Source organism: Sagittula stellata E-37, assembly GCF_039724765.1.
GTDB classification, from domain to species: domain Bacteria; phylum Pseudomonadota; class Alphaproteobacteria; order Rhodobacterales; family Rhodobacteraceae; genus Sagittula; species Sagittula stellata.
Genome location: NZ_CP155729.1, coordinates 3678193 through 3690768, shown reverse-complemented (window position 1 = coordinate 3690768; position 12576 = coordinate 3678193). Strand labels below are relative to the sequence as shown.

Sequence of the window (12576 nt, the reverse complement as noted above, 5' to 3'; positions counted from 1 at the left end):
CTGTCCGGAAATGACTGGTTTTTTGCCGTCCATAACACGCCCTGAGCCGGACGCAGATGCAAAACCGTCAGCCTGGTCACTTTGTTGGACAGCCGTGACCCGGGTGACATCCGGAGCGTGGATCACTCGGCGATGGTGAGGATCTCGGAGAGCGGCTTCTTGATCGTGGCGGCGCGGGGGATCGTCGCGTCGGCGGCGGGATGACCACAGGCGAGGATCATGATCGGTTTTTCGCTTTCGGGCCGGCCCAGAACTTCTGTGAGGAATTTCATGGGATTCGGCGTGTGCGGCAGGCAGGCAAGCCCGGCCTGGTGCAGCGCCGCGATCAGAAACCCCGCTGCGATGCCGGTGCTTTCGGGGACGTAGTAGTTCTTGTAGCGCGTGCCGTCGTCGAACAGCCCGTACCGTTGGGCGAAGACAACGATTAGCCATGGGGCATCTTCCAGGTGCGGCTTGGACGGGCCGGTGCCAATCGGTTCGAGCGCGGAAAGCCACTCGTCGCCGGCGGCTCCGTCGTAGAAGCGGGCCTCTTCTTCTTCGGCGGCGGCGCGGATGCGGCGTTTGAGGTCCGGATTCGCCACGGCGACGAAGTGCCAAGGCTGGTGGTTGGCGCCAGAGGGGGCGGAGCCGGCTGTGCGGATGCAGGTCTCGATCAGCTCTCGCGGCACCGCGCGGGGCGAGAAGTCACGCACCGTGTGCCGGGTCTGCATGGCGGCAAGGAACAGGTCCGCCGCATGGCGCATCTGCGCGTCGGAGAGCGCGTCGCGTGTGGGCAGGGGCAGGGCTTCGTAGGCGAGGGCTGACTTCGTGAACATGGTGGCTCCGACCTTGGGGTGGCCAAGGGTTGCGAGCCTTGCGGGCGCTGTCAATGGCGTGTCCCCGAACGGCGCGCAACCGTGGCGCAGCATCGGCCGAACCGGTGTCGGTCGCCGTGCCCGGCGCGGTCCCGGCAACGCCCGTTCAACCCGTATTCACAGTCGGTTTTGCCGTGCTCAAAGCGGGTTTCCATGACACCGCTTTTCCTGTATGGCCCCTTCATCTGAGACGTGACGCACTGACCCCGGCGCATGAAACGATGAGAGGGGTCGGCGGCAATGGGGCCGCCATGCAAACGGAGGACCCGAGAGGGCTCGGGAGTGCCTCCAGACAGGATACGACGATGTTCAAAGAAGTGAAGAAAACACTCCAGTGGGGCGAAGAGACGCTGACACTGGAAACCGGCAAGGTTGCGCGCCAGGCAGACGGCACCGTGATCGCCACTCTGGGCGAGACCTCGGTCATGGCCAACGTGACCTTTGCAAAGACGCAGAAGGAAGGGCAGGACTTCTTCCCGCTGACCGTCCATTACCAGGAAAAATACTACGCCGCCGGCAAGATCCCGGGCGGCTTCTTCAAGCGCGAGGCGCGTCCGACCGAGAAGGAAACGCTGACCGCGCGCCTGATCGACCGTCCGATCCGCCCGCTGTTCGTCCCCGGCTTCAAGAACGAAGTGCTGGTGATGTGCACCGTGCTGAGCCATGACCTCGTCAACGATCCCGACATCGTGGCGATGATCGCGGCCTCTGCCGCCCTGACGATCTCTGGCGCGCCCTTCATGGGCCCGATCGCCGGTGCACGCGTCGGCTACGAGGACGGATCCTACGTGCTGAACCCGACCGTCGACGACATGCACCTGCTGCGGGACAACCCGGATCAACGTCTGGACCTCGTGGTTGCGGGCACCAAGGACGCCGTCATGATGGTGGAGTCCGAGGCTTATGAGCTGACCGAGGACGAGATGCTGGGCGCCGTGATGTTCGCGCACGAACAGATCCAGCCGGTCATCGACCTGATCATCGACCTGGCCGAAGATGCGGCGAAAGAGCCGTTCGAGTTCACCCCGCCGGATTACTCGGAACTGTTCGGCGTCGTGAAGGCGGCGGGCGAAGAGAAGATGAAGGTCGCCTATGCGATCTCTGACAAGCAGGAGCGCGTTGCCGCTGTTGCCGCCGTCAAGGACGAGATCAAGGCAGGGCTCAGCGAAGAGCAACTGGCCGACGCCAACCTCGGCTCCGCGCTGAAGAAGCTTGAGTCCCAGGTTCTGCGTTCCGACGTGGTCGTCAACAAGCGCCGCATCGACGGCCGCGCACTGGACCAGGTCCGGTCCATCGTTTCGGAAACCGGCATCCTGCCGCGGACCCACGGTTCGGCCCTGTTCACACGTGGCGAGACGCAGGCGCTGGTCGTGACCACGCTGGGCACCGGCGACGACGAGCAAATGATCGACGCGCTGCAGGGCACTTACAAGTCCAACTTCCTGCTGCACTACAACTTCCCGCCGTACTCGGTCGGCGAAGTGGGCCGCGTCGGCTCCCCCGGCCGTCGCGAGATCGGCCACGGCAAGCTGGCATGGCGCGCCCTGCAGGCAGTCCTGCCCGCGGCAACGGACTTCCCCTACACAATCCGCTTGGTCTCCGAGATCACCGAGTCCAACGGTTCGTCCTCGATGGCGTCCGTCTGCGGCGGTTCGCTGTCCATGATGGACGCGGGCGTTCCGCTGAAGTCGGCCGTGGCCGGTGTGGCCATGGGGCTGGTGCTTGAAGAGGACGGCTCCTACGGGATCCTGACCGACATCCTCGGCGACGAGGATCACCTTGGCGACATGGACTTCAAGGTCGCAGGCACCGAGAACGGCATCACGTCGCTGCAGATGGACATCAAGGTCGCGGGCATCACCCCTGAGATCATGAAGACCGCGCTGTCCCAGGCCAAGGAAGGCCGGATGCACATCCTCGGCGAGATGTCGAAAGCCATCTCCGAGGCGGGCTCGTTCTCTGAACATGCGCCGCGCATCGAGACGATGAACATCCCGACCGACAAGATCCGTGAAGTGATCGGGTCCGGCGGCAAGGTCATCCGTGAGATCGTGGAAGTGTCCGGCGCGAAGGTGGACATCAACGACGACGGCGTGATCAAGATCGCCTCGCCGAACGGGGAAGCCATCCAGAAGGCCTATGACATGATCTACGCGATCGTCGCAGAGCCGGAGGAAGGCCATGTCTACAAGGGCAAGGTCGTGAAGATCGTCGACTTCGGCGCCTTCGTGAACTTCTTCGGCAAGCGTGACGGCCTTGTGCACGTCAGCCAGATCGAGAACCGCCGCCTGAACCACCCGTCGGATGTTCTGAAGGAAGGCCAGGAAGTCTACGTGAAGCTTCTGGGCTTCGACGACCGTGGCAAGGTGCGCCTTGCCATGAAGATGGTCGACCAGGAGACCGGCGAAGAGATGGCGAAGGAAAAGGAAGCCGAGCAGGCTGACTGACCTTCGGGCCGGGTGGCGCACAGCCCCACCCTACGATAATGCGGGCGGTCCGGACTTCGGGCCGCCCGTTTTCGTTTGCGGCGAGCCTACCGGGCGCGGCTGGCATGACGGTGGATCAGCTTCCACCCGCTTTCGGTTTCGCGGAAAATCTCGGTCACGCGCAATGTCATGGGCGTCTTGCCGTCCTCGTCGGCGAGGCAGACCTCGGCGTGCTGGAAGCCGGTCCAGAACCCGATGCCGCCCGCCGCGCCCTGATCGAGGATCTCGAAGTGCGTCGTTCCGCCCGGCGCGAAACGCTCCGCTGCGGCTTCGTTGGTGTTGTTCACCGCGACGGCCCCTGCTGTCACGCCGCCCATCGGATCGTAGAACGTCGACTGGCCTTCCTCGACAGAGAGCGCCAGCAGCGCCTCGGGACGGCCCTGCACGTATTCCCGGGCAGCAGCCTCTCGCGTTTCCATGAAGGTGTTGAAATCCTGGGCCATGGGCTCTCCTGACTGGTGTATTCTCCGTTCAACGCCGGAAGGCGTGCAGGCGTTGCTAGCGTTATCGCCACCTATTTCACGGCAGCCAGATTTTCACACGGTTTCCAAAGAACGGTTGCTGTCAACAGGCGGATTGGCAGTGCGATCTCGCCGAGGGAAGATCCGGCCCCTCTTGCGATGTAACGACCGCCCGGTGTAGGCGCGCTGTCATGCTGATCCTTCAGAACATCATCTCCGATCGCGGCTCGCGCTACGCAGTATCCGGTGGACCGTGCGCATCAGGTGAGGCGGCGCAGGCTTTTCTGGCTCAGCTCAAACGGAACAAGAAGTTCGCGAAGGCCACCCACAATTCCTGGGGTCTGCTGACCGAAGATGGCCCGATCAAGAACGACGACGGCGAAAGCGGCGCAGGCATGGTGATCCTGCGGATGCTGGAACGCGAGGGTCTGACCGGAGAAATCGTCGTGGTGACCCGCTGGTACGGAGGCAAGCACCTGGGCGGCGACAGGTTCCGGCACGTGCAGGACGCGGTGCGGATCTACCTGGATGCGCGGAAGGACGCGACCGGCGCCTGACCAGTCCCAGCGGGAAAAAAAGACCCGGGCGAATGCCCGGGCCAAGTCCAACAGGGAGGTGCATATGATGACCCGCATATGCGACGGGAACTGTTACCTGCATGTAAGGTGCAGGCTCGATATTACTTTGATCCATGACAACTGAGACTGCGACATGTTCTGCATGCGATCAGAGTGTTGCGCAATTGCCATGGTCCTCAAGGGGGCGACTATCAATCAGGATACGAGCCGGTAGCCACCGGATTCTGTAACCAGCAAACGCGCGTTGGACGGATCCGGTTCAATCTTTTGACGCAGACGATAGATATGCGTCTCGAGCGTGTGCGTGGTGACGCCCGCGTTGTAGCCCCAGACCTCGTGCAGCAGCGTGTCGCGCGGCACCACGCCATCCGTCGAACGGTATAGGAACTTCAGGATGTTGGTTTCCTTCTCCGTCAGGCGGATCTTGCGATTGTCCTCGGTCTCCAGCACCTTCATCGCCGGTTTGAAGGTGTAGGGGCCGACGGTAAAGATCGCATCTTCCGACTGTTCGTGCTGACGCAGTTGCGCCCGGATACGCGCGAGAAGGACCGGGAATTTGAACGGCTTTGTGACGTAGTCGTTTGCGCCCGCGTCGAGGCCGAGGATGGTGTCGGCGTCCGAGTCGTGGCCGGTCAGCATGATGATCGGGGATTTCACGCCTTGTTTGCGCATCAGGCGGCAAAGTTCCCGGCCGTCGGTGTCCGGCAGGCCCACGTCCAGAATGATCAGATCGTAGACCTGCTCCTTCGCGCGGGACATCGCGGTCGCTGCGCTGTCGGCTTCGAAGACCTCGAAGTCCTCGGTCATGATCAATTGCTCTGCCAGAGCTTCCCGCAGATCCTCGTCATCGTCGACGAGAAGGATATTTCTGAGTTGCGCCATCGTCGGGCTCCTCGATGTTGTCTTTTCAGGCAGATGGCGCCATGCAGGGGCGCTGACAAGGAATGTGGCAGTCGGTTCACGGTCTCGTGTGTGAGACCGGGGATTGTTACAAATTCGGCCCCCTGCCGAAACAGCCACTGAAACAACGGTCTGGAGGCGCGATTCATGAGGCCGGATCTGAACGAGACACTGGCGCGGGCACGCGCGGACCTGCGTATGGGTGTGCCGGTGGTGCTGACCTCTGGCGAATCTGCCGTGCTGGTCGGCGCGGCGGAAACCATTGCCGCAGGGCGGTTGGCGGGTATGACGGCGCTTGGCGATGTGGATCTGGCCATCACCGGCCGCCGGGCCGAGACGCTCAAGGCGCGGGCCTACGACGGTGACATTGCCCGGGTCGCTGTGCCGAACGGGGCAGCCCTGTCGTGGGTGCAAGGCGTTGCCGATCCTTCCGAGGATCTGTCAAAGCCGATGAAGGGCCCGCTGATGACACGGCGTGGTGGGGATGCAGGGCTGCACAGGCTGGCCGTCATCCTTTGCAAGGGCGCGCGCCTGCTTCCGGCCGCGCTCGTCGTGCAGGTAAAGCCGGACTTCGCCGCGGTCGAGGCGCTGGTGTCCGTCGACGCGAATGCCGCCGCGCCCTTCCTTGAGGCAGCCCCGGTCCTGCGCCACGTCGTCTCAGCCCGGGTGCCCCTGCGCGCGGCGGAGGACGCCCGCCTGCATATCTACCGTCCAGAAGACGGCTCGGAAGAGCATTACGCCATCGAGATCGGCCGCCCGGATCGCGCCAAGCCGGTCCTGGCGCGCCTCCACTCCGCCTGCTTCACTGGCGATCTGCTTGGCTCGCTGAAGTGTGACTGCGGGCCCCAGTTGAACGCGGCGCTTATGCAGATGGGGGCCGAGGGAGCCGGTGTGCTGCTCTACCTCCAGCAAGAGGGCAGGGGCATAGGGCTGGCCAACAAGATGCGCGCTTACGCCCTTCAGGACCAGGGTTTCGACACGGTAGAGGCCAATCACCGGCTCGGGTTCGAAGATGACGAACGCGACTTCCGTCTCGGGGCGCAGATCCTCGACCGGCTGGGATTCGGGGCCGTGCGGCTGATGACGAACAACCCGGCAAAGCTGGCGATGATGGCGGACTGCGGGATTGCCGTGGCCGAGCGTGTGCCCCTGAAAGTCGGCGAAACGCCCTTCAACGCCCGTTATCTTGCAGTAAAGGCCGAGAAGTCGGGCCACCTGTTCTAGCGACGGCAGGGCGGCGCGGGTCTTGCGCCGGGCGCCCGCAGGCATAGGTTTGTCCCGAAGGAGATCCCCATGCGTTATTCCCTGCTCGACCTCGCTCCGGTGCCCGAAGGCAGTTCAACCGCCGATGCGCTGCGCAACACCGGTGACCTCGCCCGCCGCGCCGAGACGATGGGCTATCACCGCTACTGGCTTGCCGAACACCACAACATGCCGGGGATTGCCTCGGCGGCGACGGCGGTCCTGATCGGGCATGTCGCCGGCCTGACGGAATGCATGCGCGTCGGCGCGGGCGGGATCATGTTGCCCAACCACGCGCCATTGGCGGTTGCGGAAGCCTTCGGCACTTTGGCGACGCTTTACCCGGGGCGCATCGACCTGGGGCTCGGCCGTGCGCCGGGCGGTGATCACGCGGTGATGCAGGCCTTGGGCGTGCACCCTGAAAGGGCAGAGAATTTCCCCAACGAGGTCGCCGAACTGCGCGCGCTCTTCGGTCCGCGCGTCGAAGAACGCACGGTCCGCGCCCATCCCGGCGAAGGCACGGAGGTGCCGCTCTGGGTTCTGGGGTCGTCCCTCTACGGCGCACAGGTGGCCGCGGCACTGGGTCTTCCCTACGCCTTCGCGTCGCATTTTGCCCCGGCCGCACTGGAGCAGGCGTTCGAGGTCTATCGCCGCTACTTCCGGCCGTCCGAAACCTTGGACAAACCCTACGCCATGCTCGCGGTCAACGTCTTCGCTGCCGAAACCGAACGCGAAGCCCGCCGGTTGAGAACGACCATGCAGCAGGCCTTCTACCGCCTGCGGACCGGAAAGCCGGGCAAGCTGCCCGCACCCGTCGACGACCTGTCCGATGTGGTGCCGCAGGGCGCCATGCCGGCGCTCGACGAAGCCCTGCGCATCAGCGCCGTAGGCGACCCCGCGCAGGTGGAGGCGCAGCTGCGCGCCCTGATCGCCGAGCATCGCCCCGACGAGGTCATCTTCACTGGCCAGATCCACGATCACGATGCGCGCGTGAAGTCCTTCGCGATTGCGGCAGAGGCGATGCAGCGCATTTCGCGGGCCGAAGCCGCCTGATGCGCGCGCACTCCCGCAACGACCTCGTTCTGACCCGGCAAGGGCTCCGGTTCGCTGGAAACCTGTGGCCGTGCAGCATCGGGCGAGGGGGTGTGCGCGTCGACAAGCGCGAAGGCGACGGCGCAACGCCCTCCGGCAAGCATGACATCGTAGGGCTGCTTTATCGCCCCGACCGGATCGCCAGGCCCGCCCCCTGGGCGGTGCCCATCCGGCCCGGCGACCTCTGGTCCGACGACCCGCGCCACGAGGACTACAACCTCATGGTCCGGGCCCCCTACCCATGGAGTCACGAACGCCTGCGCCGCGGGGACCGCCTTTACGACCTCGTGCTCCTGACGGACTGGAACTGGCCTTGGGCCGAGAAAGGACGCGGCTCGGCCATCTTTCTCCACCGTTGGCGCCGTCAGGGTTTCCCGACCGAAGGCTGCGTGGCATTCCGGCCCGACCATCTCCTGAGCATCGCGAAACGGATCAGGATCGGCACACGGCTCATTGTGCCTGAAACGCTCGTCTGACGCCCCCGCCCGGACCAAGGATCGCCTGCAACAAGTGCAAACCTGAAAGGGCAGGCGCACCCTCTCCCTTCATCTTGGTCCAAATACCTGATCCTCGCCGGCCACAGGCGCTACCGGACGCCGAAGGCGTCGAAATCACTTCACGAAAAGCTTCCGGGGCCGGTCGCATAGGCATTCCGCTGCCTGGCCGTCGCGGATGACAATCGATTCGGTGATCTCCAGCCCCCAGTTTTCCATCCAGAGCCCCGGCATGAAGTGGAAGGTCATCCCCGCCTCAAGAACGGTTTCGTCCTCGGGACGGATCGAGATCGTGCGCTCGCCCCAGTCCGGCGGGTAGCTGAGACCGATGGGATAGCCCGACCGCGCTCCTCGCGTGATGCCTGCCTTGATGAGCGAGGCGTTCAGAGCATTGGCGATGTCGCAGGCGCGGTTGCCGGCACGGGCGGCCTCCAGTCCGGCTTCTATGCCTTCGACCAGCGCGGCCTCTGCGTGCAGGATGTAGTCCGGCGGCTCGCCCAGAAAGATCGTACGGCAGAATGGCGCGTGGTAGCGGCGCACGCAGCCCGAGATCTCGAAGAACGTCGCTTCGCCGGTGGCAAAGGGCTTGCCGTTCCATGTCAGGTGAGAGGCCGCGGCATCGGCGCCCGAGGGCAGCAACGGCACAATGGCAGGATAATCGCCCCATTGCCCCTCCGTGCCGGTGACGGCATCGCGGTAGATCTCCGCTACAATCTCGTTCTTTGGTATTCCGGGTTCGACCCTTTCCAAGAGACCGTCGATGATCTTCTCCGATATCCGGGCGGCGGAGCGCATGTAGGTCAGCTCTTCGTCCGACTTTACCGCGCGCTGCCAGTTCACCAGCGCCGTGGCGTCCTCGAAATGCGCGTCCGGCAGGGCCGCGCGCAGGGTCAGCCAGGCCTTTGCGGAGAAATAGTAGTTTTCCAGCTCCACGCCGATCCGGGCGGTGGCATGACCGAGGTCGTGCAGGCGGGCGGCCAGTTCCTGCATGGGGTGCTTTTCGGTCGACTGGATGTAAGTCTCATCGTAGCTGGTGACGCGCTCATCATCCATCCAGACCGTACGCAGGGCGCCTGCGCCGTCCTGCCGTCGGCCCCACCACATCGGGTCGTTGCCGGGGTCGGCGAAGATCAGCACCCCCTGGTGCACGTAGAAGGACCACCCATCATACCCGGTGATCCAGGCCATGTTCGAGGGGTCGGTGAGCAGGAGCACATCCAGATTTCGCCGCGCCATGGCGGCACGCGTTTTGGCCAGCCGGCGGTCGAATTCGGACTGCGAGAATGGCAGCGATTTGGCGAACTGATGCGGCACGGCGGGCTCCTGCAGTAAGTGTCTTCGGGCACCCTAGGGGCCGGGGTTCCGGGCGGTCCAGACGGGAAGCGACACGGAAGGACGCTTTTTCGCCGGGCTGCCCGACAAGCGGGCTGATCCTGAGGGGGCCGGATCGCCAGGCCACGTGCAGCCCCACCTCGGAAGTGCCCTGTTCAAGCGGTCGTTCCCGGACCGGGACACCCCCGATCTGGCCGGTATCGACATTTCGCGGCACGCTTTCTGGCACGAGAAATGGCGGCCGACATCGCCGGCGATTCGCTTGCGATGCGAGAGAATCACCCATCGCGAACCGATTCTGCGGCAGGGCGGAGCATCCGTCGGGACCGGGCAAATTGCGTGTCTGCGCCCTCTTTTCAGGGTTGTGCGTTGAACGATCAGCTCCGGGTGTGCGTGCCATAAAATTGGGCGGCCATTGTGTGAGAGGAACGATGCAAATGCGTGTATGCACACCATTTTATCACGTCTTAGGCGAGAAAGCCGGTGGTGATCGGTGTTCCCACTGCAGGAGGATTGCCGGAACCCCCACAAATCTCCCGTCGATTGTCCTGCTTGATGCCGTTTTTCTGACCGGAAGTGCCGGATTTGCCTGCCTGGTGTGCGAGTATCGGGGAGATGCTTGCAGTCGTGAGCGTAACCGGTTTTAGTTTGAAGCTATAAAAGCGGATCAAAGCCGCGGGACAAAAACACAGGGAGCCTGCTTTGGCAGATGGATCTTCGGGCGACGCATTCGTCGCATTCGAGCGTGTGCAGAAGAGCTACGACGGCGAAACGCTGGTCGTGAAAGACCTCAACCTCTCGATGCCGAAGGGCGAGTTTCTGACGATGCTCGGGCCCTCGGGGTCCGGCAAGACCACCTGCCTGATGATGCTCGCCGGTTTCGAGACCGCCACGCATGGTGAAATTCTTCTGGACGGAAAGCCGATCAACAACATTCCGCCGCACAAGCGCGGGATCGGCATGGTCTTCCAGAACTACGCGCTCTTCCCCCACATGACGGTTGCGGAAAACCTTTCGTTCCCGCTCGAAGTGCGCAAGATCGGCAAGTCCGAGCGCGAAAAAAAGGTCAAGCGCGCGCTGGACATGGTCCAGATGGGGGCCTTTGGCGGGCGCCGTCCGGCACAGCTTTCGGGGGGGCAGCAGCAGCGGATCGCGCTGGCCCGCGCCTTGGTTTTCGAGCCCGAACTGGTGCTGATGGACGAACCGCTCGGCGCGCTCGACAAGCAGCTTCGCGAGCATATGCAGTTCGAGATCACCAACCTGGCGCACAGCCTCGGGATCACGACGGTTTACGTGACCCACGACCAGACAGAAGCGCTGACCATGTCTGACCGCGTGGCGGTTTTCGACGACGGACGCATCCAGCAGCTCGATCCGCCAGATGTGCTTTACGAGGAGCCGAAGAACAGCTTCGTCGCGCAGTTCATCGGCGAGAACAACACGCTTGAGGGCGTGGTGCAGGAGATCAAGGGCGACCACTGCGTGGTCAAACTGGACGGGGGCGAAGTGATCGACGCGACGCCGGTGAACGTGACGAAGGTCGGTGAGCGGACCAAGGTCTCCATCCGGCCCGAGCGGGTCGAGTTCAACAAGGACCGCCTGCAGCCCGGCGCGCACACGCTGAAGGCCGAGGTGTTGGAGTTCATCTACATGGGCGACATCTTCCGCACACGGCTGAAGGTGGCGGGCAAAGACGACTTTGTCATCAAGACGCGCAATGCGCCCGACCAGGTGCGTCTGGAGCCCGGCAGCACGGTCGAAATCGGCTGGCTCCCGCAGGACTGTCGCGCGCTCGACGCCATCTGAGCGACGGGAAGAATACCGCCCGTTCCCGGACAGGGCGAAGGCGGTTGCAATTGGGCCGGTCGTGTAACCCGTAACCCGGCTCTTTCTTCAACGGGTGTTGTTATGGAGAAATGGATGACACTCACGCGGAACCTTCTCGCCACAACCTGCCTGTCGCTTGCGGCAGGATCGGTCAGCGCGCAGGACATGGCCGACAGCATGACCATCGTCAGCTGGGGCGGAGCGTATCAGAACAGCCAGGCCGAGGCCTATGCCAAGCCCTACATGGAGGCAAACCCCGGCGTGTCGATCACCTGGGACGAGTCGTCCAATGAAGCGGTGGCCAAGCTGCGCGCGCAGGCCGAAGCCGGCAACATCACTTGGGACCTCGTGGACGTCGAAGGCCCCGACAGCCAGCGTCTGTGCGACGAAGGTCTCGCGATGGAGATCGACTTCGACGAGGATCTTGCCGCCGGTGACGACGGTTCCAGCGCGACCGACGACTTTGGCCCGTCCATCATCAACGACTGCTTTATCCCGCAGATCGTGTTCTCCACCACTTTCGGTTACCGCACCGATGTGGCGGAGTGGAACGGCGCGACACCCGACAGCGTCTGTGCGATCTTCGACCTCGAGAAGTTCCCGGGCAAGCGTTCGCTGGAGAAGCGCCCGAAGAAGAACCTGGAGTGGGCGCTGCTTTGCGACGGTGTCGCGAAAGAGGACCTCTATGACGTGCTCGACGAGGATGGCGGCGTGGAACGCGCGCTGGCCAAGCTGGGCACCATCAAGGACCAGGTGGTCTGGTGGTCCGCAGGCGCCGACACGCCTCAGTTGCTGGCGGATGGCGAGGTCGTGATGGGATCGACCTACAACGGGCGCCTCTTTTCTGTTATCGAAGAACAGAAGCAGCCGGTTGCCATGCTTTGGGACTGGCAGGTCTTCGACTTTGACGGCTGGATCATTCCCGCCGATCTGCCCGAAGACCGTCTGGCGCGCGTCAAGGACTTCGTGAAGTTCGCCACCGACACGCAGCGCCTCGCCGACCAGGCGAAATACATCTCTTACGGCCCGGCCCGCGCATCGTCGCAGCCGCTGGTGTCGACCCATGCCGATCTGGGGATCGAGATGGGGCCGCACATGCCGACGAACCCCGCCAACCAGAAAAACTTCCTCGTGAACAACATCGAGTGGTGGGCGGACAACCAGGACGACGTGGAAGCGCGCTTCCAGTCCTGGCTGGTCAAATAGGACAACCGGGTGGGGCGGCCGCGAAACCGCCCTACCTGTCTTACCGGAGCGTGGCCAGCCGGCCCGGTCCGGAAAAGGCGGAGCGGAACATGCCGCTCTGCGTG

At 63.8% G+C, this 12576-nt stretch carries 11 protein-coding genes; 7 read left to right on the top strand and 4 right to left on the bottom strand.

Annotated elements, in window-relative coordinates; translation table 11 throughout:
* Positions 1-122 precede the first annotated feature (122 nt).
* On the bottom strand, positions 123-815 hold the full coding sequence (locus ABFK29_RS17595) for a nitroreductase family protein (protein WP_005859061.1): 693 nt from the start codon (positions 813-815) through the stop codon (positions 123-125).
* A gap of 344 nt (positions 816-1159) precedes the next feature.
* On the opposite strand from ABFK29_RS17595, the gene pnp reads away from it, so the two are divergent.
* Positions 1160-3301 carry a polyribonucleotide nucleotidyltransferase gene (gene pnp / locus ABFK29_RS17590; protein WP_005859060.1) on the top strand — a complete coding sequence of 714 codons (2142 nt, stop codon included), beginning with the start codon at positions 1160-1162 and terminating at the stop codon, positions 3299-3301.
* A gap of 86 nt (positions 3302-3387) precedes the next feature.
* Here the strand turns inward: pnp and ABFK29_RS17585 are convergent, their stop codons facing one another.
* On the bottom strand, positions 3388-3783 hold the full coding sequence (locus ABFK29_RS17585; RefSeq protein WP_005859059.1) for a nuclear transport factor 2 family protein: 396 nt from the start codon (positions 3781-3783) through the stop codon (positions 3388-3390).
* 209 nt (positions 3784-3992) lie between these two features.
* Here ABFK29_RS17585 and ABFK29_RS17580 point away from each other — a divergent pair, with 209 nt between their 5' ends.
* Positions 3993-4358 (top strand): YigZ family protein, encoded by a 366-nt coding sequence (locus ABFK29_RS17580; RefSeq protein ID WP_005859057.1) that lies wholly within the window; start codon positions 3993-3995, stop codon positions 4356-4358.
* Positions 4359-4574: 216 nt separating this feature from the next.
* Here ABFK29_RS17580 and ABFK29_RS17575 read toward each other — a convergent pair whose 3' ends face one another.
* Positions 4575-5261 (bottom strand): response regulator transcription factor, encoded by a 687-nt coding sequence (locus tag ABFK29_RS17575; RefSeq protein ID WP_005859055.1) that lies wholly within the window; start codon positions 5259-5261, stop codon positions 4575-4577.
* 165 nt (positions 5262-5426) lie between these two features.
* Here ABFK29_RS17575 and ribA point away from each other — a divergent pair, with 165 nt between their 5' ends.
* The 3 genes from ribA (at position 5427) to ABFK29_RS17560 (ending at position 8089) form a co-directional block, all read left to right on the top strand.
* Positions 5427-6503 carry a GTP cyclohydrolase II gene (ribA, locus tag ABFK29_RS17570; RefSeq protein ID WP_005859053.1) on the top strand — a complete coding sequence of 359 codons (1077 nt, stop codon included), beginning with the start codon at positions 5427-5429 and terminating at the stop codon, positions 6501-6503.
* A 69-nt stretch (positions 6504-6572) separates the two neighbouring features.
* Positions 6573-7574, top strand: a complete 1002-nt coding sequence (locus ABFK29_RS17565) for an LLM class flavin-dependent oxidoreductase (RefSeq protein WP_005859051.1) — start codon at positions 6573-6575, stop codon at positions 7572-7574.
* A complete protein-coding gene (locus tag ABFK29_RS17560) occupies positions 7574-8089 on the top strand; it encodes a L,D-transpeptidase family protein (RefSeq protein ID WP_005859050.1) in 516 nt (171 codons plus the stop codon). Before ABFK29_RS17565 ends, ABFK29_RS17560 begins: the two co-directional genes overlap by 1 nt.
* Before the next feature lie 135 nt (positions 8090-8224).
* Here the strand turns inward: ABFK29_RS17560 and ABFK29_RS17555 are convergent, their stop codons facing one another.
* Positions 8225-9421: a M24 family metallopeptidase gene (locus tag ABFK29_RS17555; RefSeq protein ID WP_005859048.1), complete on the bottom strand. Its 1197-nt coding sequence runs from the start codon at positions 9419-9421 to the stop codon at positions 8225-8227.
* A gap of 720 nt (positions 9422-10141) precedes the next feature.
* On the opposite strand from ABFK29_RS17555, the gene ABFK29_RS17550 reads away from it, so the two are divergent.
* Together ABFK29_RS17550 and ABFK29_RS17545 are read left to right on the top strand one after the other, a co-directional pair.
* On the top strand, positions 10142-11245 hold the full coding sequence (locus tag ABFK29_RS17550; protein WP_040604565.1) for an ABC transporter ATP-binding protein: 1104 nt from the start codon (positions 10142-10144) through the stop codon (positions 11243-11245).
* A 114-nt stretch (positions 11246-11359) separates the two neighbouring features.
* Entirely contained in the window at positions 11360-12472 is a 1113-nt protein-coding gene (locus ABFK29_RS17545) for an extracellular solute-binding protein (RefSeq protein ID WP_040604598.1), read from the top strand.
* Positions 12473-12576 lie beyond the last annotated feature (104 nt).

Coding starts and splice junctions, on each gene's coding strand:
- ABFK29_RS17575 (WP_005859055.1), bottom strand. CDS start 5,261: ATGGCGCAACTCAGAAATATCCTTCTCGTCGACGATGACGAGGATCTG.
- ABFK29_RS17585 (WP_005859059.1), bottom strand. CDS start 3,783: ATGGCCCAGGATTTCAACACCTTCATGGAAACGCGAGAGGCTGCTGCC.
- ABFK29_RS17595 (WP_005859061.1), bottom strand. CDS start 815: ATGTTCACGAAGTCAGCCCTCGCCTACGAAGCCCTGCCCCTGCCCACA.
- ABFK29_RS17560 (WP_005859050.1), top strand. CDS start 7,574: ATGCGCGCGCACTCCCGCAACGACCTCGTTCTGACCCGGCAAGGGCTC.
- ribA (WP_005859053.1), top strand. CDS start 5,427: ATGAGGCCGGATCTGAACGAGACACTGGCGCGGGCACGCGCGGACCTG.
- ABFK29_RS17565 (WP_005859051.1), top strand. CDS start 6,573: ATGCGTTATTCCCTGCTCGACCTCGCTCCGGTGCCCGAAGGCAGTTCA.
- ABFK29_RS17580 (WP_005859057.1), top strand. CDS start 3,993: ATGCTGATCCTTCAGAACATCATCTCCGATCGCGGCTCGCGCTACGCA.
- pnp (WP_005859060.1), top strand. CDS start 1,160: ATGTTCAAAGAAGTGAAGAAAACACTCCAGTGGGGCGAAGAGACGCTG.
- ABFK29_RS17545 (WP_040604598.1), top strand. CDS start 11,360: ATGACACTCACGCGGAACCTTCTCGCCACAACCTGCCTGTCGCTTGCG.